The sequence below is a fragment of the Lentzea flaviverrucosa genome (genome assembly GCF_003350445.1).
In the GTDB taxonomy this organism is placed as follows: domain Bacteria; phylum Actinomycetota; class Actinomycetes; order Mycobacteriales; family Pseudonocardiaceae; genus Lentzea; species Lentzea californiensis.
This window is the reverse complement of record NZ_QQAU01000020.1, coordinates 112,949-128,457: the sequence shown is the minus strand read 5'-3', so window position 1 is coordinate 128,457 and position 15,509 is coordinate 112,949. Positions and strand designations below refer to the sequence as shown.

The window sequence follows — 15,509 nt, the reverse complement described above, 5'->3', positions numbered from 1 at the left end:
CCGAAGTCGGCATACTGGCCTGCGTGCTCGGATTGCGTCCGGCGGAACTCGCGGTCTACGAGGTGCTCGTGGACTCCTACCAGCTGGGGCTGGACGAGCTGTGCCCTGCGGCGGGCCTCGCCGAGCACGTGGTGCGGACGGCGCTGAGGTCGCTGACCGAACTCGGCTTCGTCCACCAGGTCGACGGGCTGCACACGGCCGTCGCCCCGGACGTCGCGCTGGCGGCATACTTCCTGCGTCGCGAGGACGACCTGCGGCGGGAGCGGTTGCTCGCGGGCGCGCTGCAGGTCCGCTACGAGCGGGCGGCGGGCGTGCGCGCTCCCGCGGACCTCGTCGAGGTGGTGCACGGGGCCGAGGCGATCTCGCGGCGCGCGGACCAGGTGATGCGCACGGCCCGGCACGAGGTGCGGTTCGTGGACAAACCGCCGTACGCCAAGGCGCCCACGTCGTTGCACCCGGTGGAGGAGGAGCTGCTGCGCCGCGGCGTCCGGTTCCGGGGCATCTACGAACGCCGGGCACTGGAGCTGCACGACCTGCGCGCCGACCTGGAGATGGGGCTGTCGCTGGGGGAGGAGGCGCGGGTCGTCGCGACCGCGCCGACGAAGATGATCCTCGCGGACTCCCATCTCGGGCTGATCCCGTTGTACAGCACCGAGACGACGCTGGAGAGCGCGGTGATCGTGCACCGGTCGGCGTTGCTCGACTCGCTCGGGGCGTTGTTCGCCAAGCTCTGGGACGACGCGGTACCGCTGTCGTTGCCGGGGCAGCCCGCGAGCACCGAGGTCTCGATCGCGGACGCGCGGCTGCTCGCGTTGCTGGCCACCGGGTTGCCGGACCGCAGCATCGCGAAGCAGCTCGGGCTGAGCTACCGGACCTACCAGCGCCGCCTGCACCGGCTGATGGACGAGCTGGGCGCGCAGACCCGTTTCCAGGCGGGTCTGCGCGCCGCGGCTCGAGGGGCTAGGTCCCTGCTGCCACCTCAGCTACCGGAGTGAGTGCGGAAAGCCCTCTGCATGGTCTGCACGACCGTGTTCCCCGCTCCGTCCCTTGCCTCCGTGCGCAGCCACACGTCGCCGCTCGGTTTGTCGATCGTGACCTGCCAGCGATCTCCGCTCGGCTGGCTCGCCGCCTGGTTCCACGTCCTGCCGTCATCTGACGACCACTGCACCTTCACGAGGGTGATGGGTGCGTTGCTGGACGCGTGCAGGTGATAGGTGAACGGTGTGCCCGCCGGCGCGGAGTTCATGAGTCCGAGCGGCAGGTCGTGGCGGAGCCGGATGAGCGGCTGGAACTGGCAGGCCGGCTGGCCGGCGTGACACGCGTATCCGGGGGGAGGAGGGTTCTGCGAGCGGTAGGACTGGAAGGTCCACGTGGTCTCGGTGCGCGGGGCGAGGGTGAACAGCACCGGGTTGACCGCGCCCGCGATCGCTCCCGCAGCGTGCGTCTCGACCGTTTCGAGCCGGTAGGCCGCCTTCTCCGGCGCCATCGTGAAGGTGGGGTAGAAGGCCAGTGGCTCCTGGGTGGCCGGGATCTCCGCGTCGCCCCGGAACAGGCGGACCTTGGTGGTCGTGAAGAACTTGCTGTTCTGGTAGGGGTTCGTGTAGTGGCCGGGGTTGCCGTCGGTCCACTGCAGGGCGGGGACGAACGTGTCGCCCGTCCGGCAGTTCGAGCAGAGCTGCCGCCACGCGCCGTTCGCGGCGGGGTAGCGAGCGGGGTGATCGGACTGCAGCGCTATCGCGGTGCTGTGCATCGGTCCGGCGAACCACCGTTCCTGTGCGGGAGCGGCGCCCTCGCGGAACACGTTCTCCTGGAACATGGTCATGGCCGCACGCTGACCCTTGGCATCGGTTCCGCTCAGCGTCACGTGCCGCTTCCAGACGATCCGGTCGTCGCCGGGGCCGATGTACTCGTTCCACGCGGCGGGTGGGGTGAACGTGGTGCCGCGCATGATCTGCGTCTGCCACAGCCCGGTCGGGAACGGGTACCACGTCTTCTGCACGGCCAGGCCCGGCTTGTCGGCGTGGTAGGCGGTCTGCCGCTTGACCAGCTTGGCGGGGTCCACCGTCCGGCGGTGGTCGGCCGGGATGCCGTTGGCGTCCAGGAAGCTCAGGTTGAACACCGACTCCGGGCCGGGTTTGACGGTCAGCCTCATGGACGTCTGCTTCGCGAGGAACTCGCCGTCCGAATTGCCGACGCCCAGCGCCGGGAGCGAGGCGCTGGAGAGCCCGGTGAGCGCGAGCGCACCCGGAGCGTCCACATAGGACAAGATCGCCTTCTTGCCGGCCTGGGCCGCGGTGGTGGCGGCGGTGTTCGCCGCCTTCACCATGTTGGCGGGCGTGTCCGGCTTGATCTTCACCAGTGCCGTGTCCCCGCCGAGGGTCAGGTCGCGCTCACCGGGCCACCTCGCGGACAGCACGGCCACGTCGCCGTCCGTCCTGAGCGTCCGGCCTCCCGAAGACGCTGTGACCGTCGCGGTCTGCAGGGTCAGGTTGTCCTGCAACGAGATCGCGCCTTTCTTCGCCGCCGCGGAAGGCGTCGCGCGGATCTCCCACGGTGCGCTGCCGAGCGCGGCGGCCATCTCGGTGATCAGCGGTGACTTCTCCCCTTCCGCCGGTACGACGCGGCGCATCGTCACGGTGCGGTCGCGCTGCTCGGACGGACCTGGTGGCACGACCTCGATCGGCACGGTCTTCTGCGCGTCGAGCGAGACGTCGGCGGCGCCGGTGACGGTGAGCTCCGGTGCGGCGAGCGCGGACCAGCGCCGCACTCCCGCCGTGTTCTCGGTCGCCCAGGTCACCGCCGAATAGCGGCCGCTCGGCACGTTCGCGACCCCTTCGCCGTTCACGACGTCGAAGTAGTAGCTCAGGGTCTCGTCGAACGGGTCGTTGACGTCGTCACCACCGTTGGTGTCGTCGATCAGCTGCCCCATCGCCGGTGCGGGTGGTTTGCCGGCACCGTCGCGGACCCGCACGGACACCGGGAACGTCTGCGGTGCCTCGTACACGCTGACCGGGGTGCGCAACGTCGTGCCGCCTCCGGTCGCCGTGACCACGCCGCCGTACACGCCCGCCGGGCCCACCTCCGGGTCGAGGGTGAGGGTGGCCGACGCCTTGGCGTGGGCGGGAACGGTCAACTTGGTGGTGCCGAGGGCGAACCCGGTCGTCGACTTCCCGTCCCAGCCCTTGAACGCCGCGGTGAGGTCGAGGTCGAGCGCCGTGCCGGAGATGTTGACGTACTGGACCTCCCTGGTGAGCACCCCACCCGCGCCCCGCTCGTGGCGCCCGTAGCTCGCCGACGCGGTGGCCGTGGCCTTCTGCGTGATGGCCCGTGCGACGTCGAGACGACCGGCACCCTGCTCGTACCAGGACATGCCGACATCGGTGGCGCTGCTGACGAGCGCGTTCTTCACCGTCTGCGCGTCCCAGTCGGGGTGCTGCTGAGTGAGCAGCGCCGCGGCGCCCGCGACGTGCGGCGTCGCCATCGACGTTCCCGAGGCGGCCGTGTACCGGCCGTCGACCGGTGCGCCCATCGAGGTGTCCGCCGCGCGGGCGGCCACGACGCCGACCCCGGGTGCGTTGATCTCGGGTTTCACGTGCGCGTCACCGATGCGCGGACCGGTGCTGCTGAACGGTGCCAGCTTGTTCTGCCGGTCGACCGCGCCGACGGTGAGTGCGGACGCGGCGGCGCCCGGTGAGGTGACCGAACGGCCCGCCGGGCCGTTGTTCCCCGCCGCCACCACGAACAGCGCGCCCGTCTCCGCGGAGAGCCTGTCGACCAGCGCGCTCATCTCGTCGCTGCCGTCCGTGACGTCACCACCGAGGCTGAGGTTGACGATCCTCGCTCCGGAGCGGGCCGCCCACTCGATGCCCGCGAGCACCTGGGAGGTGTCCGCCTCACCGGCGCCGTTGAACACCTTGGCGATCACGAGTGTCGCGCCGGGGGCCACGCCCTTGTACCTGCCGGCGGCGCCCTGGCCGGTGCCCGCGATGGTCGAGGCGACGTGCGTGCCGTGGCCGTGCCGGTCGACGACGTCCGGTTCGTCGGAGAAGTTCTCGGACGCGGTGATCTTGCCGGCGACGTCGGGGTGGTTCGCGTCGATGCCCGTGTCGACGACGGCGACCGTGACACCGGTGCCGTCCAGACCGGCCTTCCACGCCTCCGGTGCACCGATCTGCCTGGTGGTCTGGTCGAGCGAGATGCGGACCGGACGGTCGTACTTCACCCGCACGCCGGACTTGGCGCTCATGTCCAGGGAACGCCAGAACTCCTGCGCCTTCGACTTCTCGACGCGGACGCCCGAAGCGTCGAGACTGTTGATCCGGGTGTGTGCACTGGCGGAGAAGCCACCGGTCATCAGCACCGGAACCGTGGTCGCGCGGTCATCGGACTGTCCGGTGCGGACGAGCTCCGTGACGTTGAAGAGCGTGCGCTCGACCGTTCCGGACGTGACGGCGCTCATCGCGTCCGACGGGTAGACGTGCAGACCTTTCGCCGTCGTCATCGTGTGGAAGATCGGCTGCTCGCCATCCCTTGGCGCAGCGTGGATCTGGGCGAATTTTCGCCCGTCCGAGCGTTCGGTGTAGTCGACGACGTCACCGGTGATGAGCGTGACCCGGTGTGAGGCCTCGGATGTCTGCGCCCGCGGCGGTGGTGACGCGGTGGACGCGACTGGTGCGACGAGCGTTGCGGCAGCTGTGGCGAGTGCCAGAACCTGTCGAATCACGGCGCCCTCCCTAGGTGATCAGTTCACAGCAGGATGAGGGGCCGCAAATCGTTGGGAAACAGCGAAAAGCGGCGGTTAGTCGCCGTTGGCGACTTCACGCCGCACACGAGCGTGCCCGGACCACCGAGGGAGGTGGTCCGGGCACTTCGATCGGTGCACCCGCTTGACGGTCAGATGGAGTTGATCAGAAGGTGCGTTCCTGCAGCGAGAAGTCCCGCTGGTTGTTGTTGGTGTCCTGGTTCAGCAGGTTGCGCGTGTTGGAACCGTTGAGCTGGGCGGTGCGCTGGTTCTCGGGCTGGGCGTGGACGCCTTCCTTGGCCGTGGTCACCGGCGACGAGAATGCGACGCCGTCGATCTTGAAGGCAGTCGGGGCCAGGCTGCCGAAGACCGCCACACCGCCGAGGGCCGGGATGCCTTCGACACCGGTGAATCGCACCGGGAGAACGTTCGGCGTGGACGTGGTGCCGGAGAACTCGGCACCCGTCAGCACCAGCGTGCTGCCGACGTTGTTCGCCGGCGCCAGCGTGAGCGGCCCGCCGAGTGGGTCGACCAACGGGATCGTCTGGATGACCTCGTTGCGCTGGTTGTAGATCCTGATGACCCAGTTGCTGAGGTCGACCTGCTCGCTCGTGGTGTTGATGAGCTCGATCGCCTCGTCGAGCGGACCGTTCGGTCCCATGGTGGAGACCTCGTTGATCAGCACTGCCGGCAGCTGCATGACCTCGGGAGACTCGGGCTCCTCAGCGGCCGTTGCCAGTCCGGCGAACGCAATGGTGCTCGCGATTGCCAGGGCGGCAGCCCCGCTCAGCAGTCGACGCATTGTCCTGTCCCTTCGAGAAAGTGAATTCGGATATTTTCTCGTAGCGGCCCAGGTGGTCCGGGGGAACGACCTGTCTTGCCGCTGGGACTGACTTTGCTCGCATTCGTTCGGGCTCGAAAGGGGCCATTGATGATTGATCAGTCATTGCTTTCGCCGGGAGAAGGAATGCGGCAGGTGAAGTCGGCCGAGTTGTGATCCGTGTCGTGGGAGGGGCCGTCACGGCCGAGCGATGAATCTGCGCACGGTGTCGCGGATCCCGCTTCCCGGCACGGTGAGGAGGAGCTGAGGCCCACGCTGTCGATGTGTGCGCCGTGCCGGTTTCGGGCGATAACACCCGAACCGTCCACGGTCTCGACGACGATCCCGCCGGGCGCCGTTCCGCTGAACGCGCTGCCGACTATCAGGAAGTATTCACCCGGAGGCAGCACGGTGCCCGCAGGGATGGTGGCGAGGATTCGCGGAGTGGAGCCGGCGCAGGCCTGGATCGTCCATCCTCCGACGTCTGCGCCCGTGGAGCCGGTGTTGCGCAGTTCTACGAATCCGCTCGATCCGAGCGCGATCTCGTTCACCTTCACCGGGGAGACCCCCGGTGTGCCGCCGAGCGCGGCACCGGCGAGCAGCAGGTACGTTGCGACGGAGTTGCCTGGGGGTGTCACGATCGCAGTCTGGCGCGGGCCCGGCGGTCGTCACAGGAGGCCAAAGACCTTCTCTGCCTGGGACTTGCGGGAAGACGGTGACCGCGGGGTCTCGGCGGTCCACCGCTCCTCCGCTTGGCGCAGATCTCCCGCGCCTGTCCGCTCCCCGTCAAGCGGGGTGGTCTTCCCTGGTGCCCCTGCGTGTCTCGCGTGCGATCGTCGCCGCCTTGTCCACCGCGGCGTGAGGCACGTCGAGCGCCGTGCTGAGGAAGGCGCGCCAGTAGGGGCCGGGAATGCGTTTTCCGCGTTCCCATCTCGACACTTCTTCACGAGTGACGCTGTCGTTTTGTGAGATCTCGCACAACAGGTCCGCCAGTTCGCGCTGAGTGAGGCCTTGTTCCCGCCTGGCCTGCGGAATCAGCGCGGTAATGGGCGGCACGTCCTGGTGCTCTGGGGCTGGTCTGGCTGCCTTGAGCACGGTTCTGCTCCGTTTCGGTGGGATGAGGTTGGTGTCCCGACCACCATGCCCCAAAGTCTGGATCATGGGTCCCTGCATTGCGGTGATACCGACGGTCGTTGAAAGTTCGCGTACCGCCGGAATCAGTCGATCGGATGTTTGGGTTAAAGGGAGCTGGGCCAACGGGGCGCGCGCTCTCACATTGTGGAGCTTTGACTAGTGTGACTGCGCCGGACGTTGCGACAGCAATGACCGGGATGAGAAGGTGGAGAAAATGCTCTCGACGGTCGAAGTGGTGCAGGTGCTTCTCGCGCGGCTGGCCGCGCAGGACGCATCCGGCATAGCGCGGTTGTGCGCGCCGACCGTGGAATGGGAGGCGCCCGACCTGGGCGGCACCCGGTGGACGACCGGCCCGCGCACCCGCCGGGAGGTCGAGTCCCAGTTCCTCACCCTGTTCGCCACGTTCGACCTGGAGCGGCTCTCGGCCCGCCAGGTGATCGTCGACGGAGGAGACGCGGCCGTGATCGGTTCGGCGCGCTGGCGGGTCCTGGCCACGTCGGAGCGGGTGGACGTGCGCTTCGCCTTGGTGGTGTCGGTGCACCTGGGGGAGATCGAGCAGTACTGGCAGATGCCGGACACACTGGCCGCCGCCGTCGCCACAGGGGCCGCGCGGACGGAGTCATGAGCGTCAACCGCGAGAGATCGATCCGCACCAGGGCCAAGCTGCTGCACGCCGCCGCGGAGGTGTTCGACCGGGACGGGTTCGCCGGATCCAGCCTCACCGCCGTCTGCGCTCGGGCGAACGTGTCGAAAGGTGCGTTGTATTGCCACTTCCGCTCCAAGGAGGCGCTCGGCGTCGCGATCATCGAGGAGCAGTCGCTGCTGTGGCACCGGTTGCGCGACGAGCAGCTCGCGATCGAGCAGTCACCGATCCAGGCGCTGATCGCCATGTCGTTCGAGTTCTCCCGCAGGCTGGACTCCGACCTCACCGTGCGGGTCAGCGCGAAGCTGTTGCGGGAGGCGGTGTTCTTCGACGTCGTGGCCGCCGCGCAGGTCGTCGGCTGGGTCGCCGTGGTGCGGGAGCTGCTGTCGCTCGCGCGGGAACGCGGTGAGCTGCGGCCGGAGGTGAACGTCCGGCACGCGGCCGAGCAGATCGTCGCGGAGCTGCTCGGGCTGCAGTTCGTGGCACAGGCCCTGAGCGGCGGCACGGATCTCCGCACGCGGCTCGCGAGGGTGTGGCGGGCGTCGTCCGGCTGTCTGGTGACGGCACCCGTCTACGCGACGTTGCGGTTCGAATGACCGCTGTCTGATCTTCGGCTTCGCTAACGAGCTGAACCCCCGCGACGACAAGCTGCCCGTGCGGGAACTCGCGGCGATCGGCTCGGACGGTTTCGTCGTATCGCGAACCGATGACCTGCGGAGGTCGTTGGGTTCGGTAGGCCCCGGGAGATCAACGCCGGGCAGATCGTAGTTTGATCTTCAGGTAGGGCGGGTACCGGAATTCCAGGTGACCCGTTAGGTTGCTGCGCAGGCGAGCGGAGGCCCATGAGCGCACCTTGGGACGGCGATCTGACCGGGGCGGTGATCGACAACCGCTTCGTGGTCGGCACGCTCCTCGGGTCCGGCGGCATGGCGGAGGTCTACCGCGCGTACGACCGATCGACGACGTCCTCGGTGGCGATCAAGGTCTTCTCAGGCCCTGGCCTGCCCGACGACGAACTGCGCCTGCAGCGCGAGGCCTCGATGCTGGTCTCGCTGGACTGCCCCGGCATCATCCCCGTCTACGCGTCCGGAACGGTGTCCCGGCGCCCGTACTTCGTGATGCGCGAGATCACCGGCGGCACGCTGCGCCAGCGCATGCGAGAGCCGCTGCCGCCGAGGTTCGTGGCGCGGATCGGCAGCCAGATCGCCGCGGTGCTGGACCACGTGCACGACCTGGGCGTCGTGCACCGCGACATCAAGCCGTCCAACATCCTGCTCGACGACACCGAGAAGCAGGCCTACCTGGCTGACTTCGGCCTCGCGCTGGTCGCGGAGGTGACGCGGGTGACGACGTCCGGAGTGCTGGTCGGCACCGCCGGGTACCTGTCGCCGGAGCAGGTGCGCGGTGCCGACGTCGGCCCGCCCGCGGACGTCTACTCGCTGGGCCTCGTGCTGCTGGAGTGCCTGACCGGGCGGACCGAGTACCCCGGTGGCGACGCCGAGGCCGCGCTCGCCCGCCTCGCCCGGTCGCCGCGGATCCCCGTCGACCTGCCGCTGGCGTGGGTGTCGCTGCTGTCCGCGATGACGGACATGGACCCCGCACGCCGCCCGACCGCCGCCCAGTGCTCCCGGTCGTTGCAGGCCGCCTTCGAGGCCAGCCGCGGGCTGCCCGCGTTGCTGCCGGACGCGGCCGTCGCACCGGACGCGCCTCCTGCCGTGCCCGAGCCCCGGTCCCGCAAGGGCAAGCGCCTGGCGATCGCGGCCGCGGCCGTCGCCGTCAGCGCGGTGGCCGTCGTGGTGGCGAACTTCGCCGGTGGCGGGAACGAGGCGCCGGCGGCGGACAAGCCGGTGACGCCGGACGCGCAGACCCAGGTCGTGACGGTGACGCAGTCGACGGTGACCGTGGTGCAGACGCCGGGCGCCTCGGATGCCTCGAACGCCTCGAACGCGCCCGGTGAGCCCGGGGCGCCGCAGCCAGGCGCCGGTGGGGTCGTGCAGTCGTCGACCCCGGTCGTCGAGACCACCGAGGTGGAGCCGACCGGGGAGACTACGAAGACCAGCAAGGAGAAGAAGAACCGCAAGCCTTCGGAGTTGCCGACCCCGTCGGCCGTTCCTCAGCCGTAGACCTGGAACGTCAGACCTTCCGGACTGCTCACCCGCTCACCTCGGAGGCCGGGCGCCTCGACCGCGAGCTCCCACTGAGGAGCTGCGGATCCTGGTGGCAGGACGAAGTCCGCGCCGGGCAAAGGCACGCCTGTCGTCTCCTCGTACGGATCAACCATCGTGACCAGGCGCCCCTGTTCGTCCACCTCGAAGCGCCAGTTCGGGGGTGCGAGAAATCGGCCGTCCGGACGGCTCCGCGACGGAATTTCAGGCCTTCGGGTCCTCCACCACGGCGAACGGCAGGTCGGCCAGCTCCGCCCGCAGCGTGTCGAGGTCCGAGTAGACGGCCGAGGCTCCGCTGTCGACCAGTTCGTCCTCACCGAACCCGCCCGTCAGCAGCCCGATCGACGGCAACCCGATCCGTGCGGCCGCCTCGCAGTCCCACACCGAGTCGCCCACCACGACCGCGCGCTCACCCTTGACCTCGCGCAGCGCCACCTCGATCAGGTCCGGCGCCGGCTTGCTGTCCTCGACGTCGTCCGAGGTCGTCCACGCGACGTCGCCGGGGTCGAGCAGCTTCAGGTAGTGCTCGACGTGCTTGCGCTTGCCCGAGCTGGCGAGCACCACGGCCAGCCCGAGGTCGGTGGCGGCGCGGACCAGGCGGTGTGCGCCCTCCAGCGGCTGGATCTCGTCCAGCACCTCGTCGAAGTTGCGCTCCCAGGCCTGGCGCACCTTGTCACCGTGGTCCTGCTCGACCTTGTCGCCCGCCACGGCGGCCACCAGCTTGTCGCCGCCCATGCCGATCGCACGATGGACGCGCCAGCCGGGCACGGTGATGTCGACCGTGCGGAAGGCGCGCAGCCACGCCACCGTGTGGTGGTAGTTGGTGTCGACCAGGGTGCCGTCCACGTCGAGGACCAAGGTGTTGCTCATGAAAACAGGTGTGCCCGCACGTCTACCTAGGCAAACCCACCAGCTCCCTGCTCTCCTGCAACGAGGAGAGCTCGCGGCGCAGGACGCTGTCGAGCCAGTGCGCGTCCGACATCCACGACTGGTTCGTGTTCAGGCAGACGTGGACGGACGACTTGTAGACGGACAGCGCGATGCCGACGGCGTGGCCGGGTGCGACGGGCGCGACCGGGTACATCTCGCACAGCGCGGCGCCGTCCAGGGAGAGGGCGACGGACGGCAGCGGCACCGACGTGACCAGCGTGTCGAACAGCAGCGGAGCGCAGCGGCCCATGACCGGCGCGGCCAGGCGGTGGACCAGCGGCGGCACCTTGTCGGCGAGCAGCGGCAGCGCCCCGGCACCCCGGTCCGGGCCGGCGGCCTTCGCGGACTCCATCTGCGCGCGGACGTTCCGCAGCCGTTCCACCGGGTCCGCCTCGCCGACCGGCAGCGTGACCAGGAAGCCGGAGATCTGGTTGCCCGAGCCGCCGTCGCCGGAGCGTGAGCGCTGGTTAACCGGGATCAGGGCGCGCACGACCGAATCGGGCCCCGCACTGCCGTGCGCGGAAAGCCAGTGGCGCAAGGCACCTGTGACGAGGGCGAGCAACACGTCGTTCACCGTGCCGCCGTGCGCGCGGCGGATTCGGTGCACGTCCGCAAGATCCAGGCGCGACATCACCACGCGGCGTGGCCGGGTGGACGCGGTGAGCACCGGTGAGTTGAGCGTCGGCGGGCGGGTGTTCATCAGCACGCTCGACGCGATGTCGATCGCGTCCTTGATGCCGCGCAGCGACGGCAGCGACGGGATGATCGACTTCGCCGCCGGCTCCGCGGCGTCCGGAATGGACAGCCGTGACGGGTCGAAGAGCTGAATCCCCAGGCCGACGGCCTTCATGCCGTCGCACAGCGAGTGGTGCAGCTTCGCGACGACGGCGAACCTGCCGCCCGCGAGGCCGGTGATGACGTGCAGCTCCCACGGCGGGCGCGCGAGGTCGAGCGGCTGCGCCATCAGGTGCGAGACCAGGGCGGCGAACCGGTCACGGCCGCGCGTGTGGTGCGTGAAGACGTGGTCCTCCGGCGCGAAACCGGGGTCCTCCACCCACCGTGCGCCGCCGAGCATCGAGGTGCGGGCGCGCTGGCGCAGGCGCGGGATCTCTTGCGCCCGTTCGCAGAGCACGGCGGCGATGCGGGCCGGATGCACCGGAGTGGACGGTGCGAAGGTCGCGACCGCGCCGAGGTGCAAAGGATTCGTGTCGCCCTCCATCGCGAGGAAAGCGATGTCGAGGGGGGAGAGGTGGTCTGTCATATCTGTGCAAGGAAAACAGGTCATCGTGTCGTGCGCATTGCGATGAGATGGCGGTGACTCCCTACCGCCCCAAGTACACTCGAACGGTGGTACCGCTGTGACTCGTGTGGGTGCGAACCAGGTCACACAGCAGGTTCACCATCACGATCCCGAAGCCGGACAGGCCGGTGAACGACGGCGGGAAGCCGGAGCCCGTGTCGCTCACCTCGCACACCACGGTGTCGCCCTCTCTCCACAGCCGCAGCACCCCGCGCCCCGACGCGTGCAGGATGCTGTTCGTCGCGAGCTCGTTCACCGCGAGCACCAGGTCCTCGACCTGTTCGCGGCGCAGCCAGTGCGCGTACGCCGACACGAGCTTGCGCATGTGCGCGAGCGTGCCGACGGAGAACGAGTGCACCTCGGCGTCCGCGGGCGGAGGCGGCAACGGCACGTTGTAGACGTCGGCCAGTCCAGTGGGCTCCGTGTACCACTCACTCGCCACGCGCCGCTCGCCGTCGATCACGACGGGATGGGTGCGCCGCGCGTCGTCCAGCACGTGGCCGGGCAGCGCCGCCGCGTCGTACGGGCACAGGATGACGCCCGGCCGTCCCTCGAACGCCGTGTTGATCAACGCCTCGTGCTGCACGCACGCCGGGTACTCCAGTGCCGTGCGGCTTGGCCAGATCGGCTGGCCGACCACCCGGAACCGGCGCTGCGTGCTCGCGCTGAACGCCATCAGCACACCGGGGATGATCCGCCCGGGGTTGCGACCGGCCTCGGTCATGTCGATGAAGTGCACCTGCTCTGCCGCGTCACCGAGCCGTTCGCGCAGCGGCCCGATGCTCTCCTCGGGCACCGCCACCAGCACCGGCTCGCCCCTGTCGACACCCTCCGTCACGAATCTGGCCGTACCGGAGAGGAAGGTGTCCTCGTCCCGGTAGAACAGGGCTTCGTGCGCGAACGGGGCAACGGAGTTCATCGGCTTCCCGGTGAGGTCGGTGGTTGCGGCAGGCACCTATTCTGCTCCCCGTAACAGTGTTTCGGCGGGGGCCAGGCCGGTGGTTGTGCACGGGTGCGGAACTGCAGGTGGAATTCGTCGTGCGAGTGGGGAACACCACAGGCAGACTCCCGGTTGTCGGGGTCTCGCTAGGAGGTGGCGCCGTGCTCGTTCACCACACGCTGACCGGGCCGGAGGACGCACCGGTGCTGGTGCTCGGCAACGCCCTGGGTACGACCACCGAACTGTGGAGCGAGTTCTCCCTGCCGTTCCGGCTGCTGCGCTTCGACCATCGCGGCCACGGTGCCAGCCCGCCGGTCACCGGTCCGTGCTCGATCGAGGACCTGGCGGGCGACGTCGTCGAACTGCTGGACCACTTGGGATTGCGCCAGGTGTACTACTGCGGCGTGTCGCTCGGCGGCATGGTCGGCATGTGGCTGGCCGCGCACACCGACCGGATCTCCCGGCTGGCGCTCGTGTGCACCACCGCGTGGGTGCCGGACAAGGCCAGGTTGGACGAACGTATCGCGCTGGTGCGCGCGCACGGGATGGAGTTCGTCGCGGACTCGGTGGTCTCCCGGTGGTTCACGCCGACCTGCGCGCCGGCCGTCGTCGCGCGCTTCCGCGCCGAGTTGCTGGAGGTCGACCTGCCGACCTACCTCGCCTGTGTCGAGGCCGTCCGGGTGATGGACCTGCGGCCGGACCTGGCGAAGATCGACGTGCCCACCGTGGTGATCGCGGCGGCTCAGGACCATGCGACGCCCACGGAGTTGGTGCGGAACACCGCGGACGAGTTGCCGGATTCCGAGCTTTACGTGGTGGGGGACGCGGCGCACCTGGCGGTGGTCGAGGCGCCTCGGACGATCTCGGTGATCCTCGACGACCACTTCGGCAACGAGTAGCCGGGCCTGTGCTCGCCGACCCGTCCCCGGGGCGGGGCTAGACCTTTTCCAGGGGCCGGTGCGGCCCCGCGGGCAGCGACACGCGGATCTCGTCACCGGGCCGGACCACGCCACCCGTCAGAACGACCGACATGATGCCCGCGCGCCGGATGAGCTCGCCGTCCGGCCCCTTGCCCACGACCTCCTTCAGCAGCCCCTTCGAGAAGGCGTCGATCTGCAGGCAAGGGTTGCGCAGACCGGTCACCTCCACCACCGCCTCGGGGCCGAGGTGCAGCAGCGTTCCGGTCGGCAGGGCGAGCAGCTCGATGCCCCGCGTGGTGACGTTCTCGCCGATCTCGCCTGGCGCCACGGAGAAGCCCTTGTCGCGCAGTTCGTCGAAGAGTTCGGCGTGCATCAGGTGGACCTGGCGCAGGTTCGGCTGCGTCGGGTCCTGTGCGACGCGTGATCGGTGCTTGACCGTGACGCCCTGGTGGACGTCGCCCTCGACACCCAGACCGGCGAGCAAGGTGATGCTCTCGCGCACGGGCTTGGTGAACGTGTACTCCTCGTTGCGGCTGACCGCTGTCACAACCCCCATGACCTCGATTGTGCACGATCACTTGAGACGCGACGTGTAGTCCGTTCGGCGCAAGGGAGCACGGAAGGAGGAATCGATCAAGGTGATTCGATTCGTGTCACCCGACAGTCTTCTACCTGCGCCGATGCGCCTGGCTGTGGAAACGCTCTCACGAACTTCCGGCAAGACTCTTGACTAATCCTCACGTCAGGCTGTTGACTCCGTCACACCTCGTCGGAACCGGTACCGAAACCGGTTTCAGGAGGCGGCGGAAGGAAGTTCGGCATGCGTGTCACGATCGCAGAGGTCGCCCAACGCGCCCAGGTGTCCAAAGCGACCGTGTCACGTGTGCTGAACGGCAAGCCGGACGTGGACGCCTCTACGGCGCAACGTGTTCGCAAGGTCATCGACGAGATCGGGTACGTGCCGAGCGCCCGCGCCGTCGGCCTTGCCCGGGGTCGCACCCGCACCGTCGCGATGCTCGCGCCTTCGCTCACCTGGCCGTGGATGGGCGAGGTGCTGCAGGGCATCGTCGACACGCTCGAGGCCGACGGGTACGGGCTGCTGCTGTACACGCTGAACCGCGGGCCCGAGTCGCTCAACCAGTTCGCGAACCACGTGTCCGCCAACGCTTTCGACGGCCTGCTGGTCGTCGAGCCCCCGGACGCCCTGCACTACATCTCCACGCTCTACCGGGCGGGCCTGCCGGTCGTCATGATCGACGATCGCGGCTCGCACCCGGAGTTCCCTTCGGTGACGACGACGAACCGGCAGGGAGGCGCGGATGTCGCGAGGCATCTCGTCGCGGCGGGCCGCCGCAGGTTCGCCGTCGTCACCGGACCCCCGCACTTCGGGTGCACTCAGGCGAGGCTGGACGGGTTCCGGCTCGCTTTGGCGGAAGCGGGCCTGACGCTGCACCCGGACCTCGTCGTCGACGGTGACTTCACCACGGAAGGTGGTGAGGTCGCCGTGGACAAGCTCGTCGCGAGTGGAATCCCGTTCGACGCCGTGTTCGCGCAGAACGACCTCTCGGCGGTCGGAGTGCTGCGGGCGCTGCGGGAATCCGGCAGGACCGTCCCGGACGACGTGTCCGTGGTCGGATTCGACGACGTCCCGGTCGCGGGACACACCGAACCTCGGCTGACGACGATCCGCCAGCCGGCACAGGAGATGGGTGCCGCCGCCGCGCGGATGCTGCTCTCCACGCTCGAGGGACAGCCGATGCCCGACCACCCGCTGGTGCTGCCGACCTCGTTGATCGTGCGCGAATCCGCGCCCTGACCCACCCGCTCCACCACAACTGAACGGACCAGCCAGGCCACCGCATGCGGCCTGGCCAGTTCGCCGTACGTATGAGAGAGCGCTCTCATACACCGTCGTA

The 15,509-nt window shown here is 69.2% G+C and carries 15 protein-coding genes; 6 read left to right on the top strand and 9 right to left on the bottom strand.

All coding sequences use genetic code 11. The annotated features are described in order from the left end of the window. The first annotated feature begins 23 nt into the window (after positions 1-23). A complete protein-coding gene (locus DFR72_RS41795; RefSeq protein ID WP_245983898.1) occupies positions 24-995 on the top strand; it encodes a helix-turn-helix domain-containing protein in 972 nt (323 codons plus the stop codon). Here DFR72_RS41795 and DFR72_RS41790 read toward each other — a convergent pair. From DFR72_RS41790 to DFR72_RS41775, 4 genes are all read right to left on the bottom strand, one after another. Next, positions 980-4,723, bottom strand: coding sequence for a S8 family peptidase (locus DFR72_RS41790; RefSeq protein WP_245983897.1), 3,744 nt, complete (start codon positions 4,721-4,723; stop codon positions 980-982). The two genes, DFR72_RS41795 and DFR72_RS41790, sit on opposite strands and share 16 nt — an antisense overlap. A gap of 184 nt (positions 4,724-4,907) precedes the next feature. After that, entirely contained in the window at positions 4,908-5,543 is a 636-nt protein-coding gene (locus DFR72_RS41785) for a lamin tail domain-containing protein (RefSeq protein ID WP_090065130.1), read from the bottom strand. A gap of 137 nt (positions 5,544-5,680) precedes the next feature. Beyond that, on the bottom strand, positions 5,681-6,118 hold the full coding sequence (locus DFR72_RS41780) for a lamin tail domain-containing protein (protein ID WP_170176649.1): 438 nt from the start codon (positions 6,116-6,118) through the stop codon (positions 5,681-5,683). Between the two features lie 229 nt (positions 6,119-6,347). Next, positions 6,348-6,656, bottom strand: a complete 309-nt coding sequence (locus DFR72_RS41775) for a helix-turn-helix transcriptional regulator (RefSeq protein ID WP_245983896.1) — start codon at positions 6,654-6,656, stop codon at positions 6,348-6,350. Positions 6,657-6,909: 253 nt separating this feature from the next. Between DFR72_RS41775 and DFR72_RS41770 the strand changes: the two genes are divergently transcribed. The 3 genes from DFR72_RS41770 to DFR72_RS41760 all read left to right on the top strand — a co-directional run bounded on the left by DFR72_RS41770 (position 6,910) and on the right by DFR72_RS41760 (position 9,461). Continuing rightward, a complete protein-coding gene (locus DFR72_RS41770) occupies positions 6,910-7,320 on the top strand; it encodes a nuclear transport factor 2 family protein (protein WP_090065128.1) in 411 nt (136 codons plus the stop codon). Continuing rightward, a complete protein-coding gene (locus tag DFR72_RS41765) occupies positions 7,317-7,934 on the top strand; it encodes a ScbR family autoregulator-binding transcription factor (protein WP_090065127.1) in 618 nt (205 codons plus the stop codon). The genes DFR72_RS41770 and DFR72_RS41765 overlap by 4 nt, the downstream gene beginning before the upstream one ends. Positions 7,935-8,180: 246 nt before the next feature. Then, positions 8,181-9,461, top strand: a complete 1,281-nt coding sequence (locus DFR72_RS41760; RefSeq protein ID WP_090065126.1) for a serine/threonine-protein kinase — start codon at positions 8,181-8,183, stop codon at positions 9,459-9,461. Here DFR72_RS41760 and DFR72_RS46080 read toward each other — a convergent pair. The 4 genes from DFR72_RS46080 to DFR72_RS41740 form a co-directional block, all read right to left on the bottom strand. Then, on the bottom strand, positions 9,452-9,589 hold the full coding sequence (locus DFR72_RS46080) for a hypothetical protein (RefSeq protein ID WP_170176648.1): 138 nt from the start codon (positions 9,587-9,589) through the stop codon (positions 9,452-9,454). The genes DFR72_RS41760 and DFR72_RS46080 overlap by 10 nt on opposite strands. Before the next feature lie 118 nt (positions 9,590-9,707). Then, positions 9,708-10,373, bottom strand: coding sequence for an HAD family hydrolase (locus DFR72_RS41750; RefSeq protein ID WP_090065124.1), 666 nt, complete (start codon positions 10,371-10,373; stop codon positions 9,708-9,710). Between the two features lie 22 nt (positions 10,374-10,395). Then, entirely contained in the window at positions 10,396-11,694 is a 1,299-nt protein-coding gene (locus DFR72_RS41745) for a wax ester/triacylglycerol synthase family O-acyltransferase (protein ID WP_090065123.1), read from the bottom strand. A 61-nt stretch (positions 11,695-11,755) separates the two neighbouring features. Further along, positions 11,756-12,688, bottom strand: coding sequence for an anti-sigma factor RsbA family regulatory protein (locus DFR72_RS41740; protein WP_245983895.1), 933 nt, complete (start codon positions 12,686-12,688; stop codon positions 11,756-11,758). A 146-nt stretch (positions 12,689-12,834) separates the two neighbouring features. Here DFR72_RS41740 and DFR72_RS41735 point away from each other — a divergent pair, with 146 nt between their 5' ends. After that, on the top strand, positions 12,835-13,572 hold the full coding sequence (locus DFR72_RS41735) for an alpha/beta fold hydrolase (protein ID WP_090065122.1): 738 nt from the start codon (positions 12,835-12,837) through the stop codon (positions 13,570-13,572). A 37-nt stretch (positions 13,573-13,609) separates the two neighbouring features. Here DFR72_RS41735 and DFR72_RS41730 read toward each other — a convergent pair whose 3' ends face one another. Continuing rightward, a complete protein-coding gene (locus tag DFR72_RS41730; RefSeq protein WP_090065121.1) occupies positions 13,610-14,149 on the bottom strand; it encodes an MOSC domain-containing protein in 540 nt (179 codons plus the stop codon). 264 nt (positions 14,150-14,413) lie between these two features. On the opposite strand from DFR72_RS41730, the gene DFR72_RS41725 reads away from it, so the two are divergent. Then, a complete protein-coding gene (locus DFR72_RS41725; RefSeq protein ID WP_090065120.1) occupies positions 14,414-15,409 on the top strand; it encodes a LacI family DNA-binding transcriptional regulator in 996 nt (331 codons plus the stop codon). Positions 15,410-15,509 lie beyond the last annotated feature (100 nt).

Excerpts from the sequence above, each read along its gene's own strand:
- DFR72_RS41765 (WP_090065127.1), top strand. The coding sequence starts at position 7,317 with ATGAGCGTCAACCGCGAGAGATCGATCCGCACCAGGGCCAAGCTGCTG.
- DFR72_RS41725 (WP_090065120.1), top strand. The coding sequence starts at position 14,414 with ATGCGTGTCACGATCGCAGAGGTCGCCCAACGCGCCCAGGTGTCCAAA.
- DFR72_RS41745 (WP_090065123.1), bottom strand. The coding sequence starts at position 11,694 with ATGACAGACCACCTCTCCCCCCTCGACATCGCTTTCCTCGCGATGGAG.
- DFR72_RS41770 (WP_090065128.1), top strand. The coding sequence starts at position 6,910 with ATGCTCTCGACGGTCGAAGTGGTGCAGGTGCTTCTCGCGCGGCTGGCC.
- DFR72_RS41730 (WP_090065121.1), bottom strand. The coding sequence starts at position 14,149 with ATGGGGGTTGTGACAGCGGTCAGCCGCAACGAGGAGTACACGTTCACC.
- DFR72_RS41750 (WP_090065124.1), bottom strand. The coding sequence starts at position 10,373 with ATGAGCAACACCTTGGTCCTCGACGTGGACGGCACCCTGGTCGACACC.
- DFR72_RS41785 (WP_090065130.1), bottom strand. The coding sequence starts at position 5,543 with ATGCGTCGACTGCTGAGCGGGGCTGCCGCCCTGGCAATCGCGAGCACC.
- DFR72_RS41760 (WP_090065126.1), top strand. The coding sequence starts at position 8,181 with ATGAGCGCACCTTGGGACGGCGATCTGACCGGGGCGGTGATCGACAAC.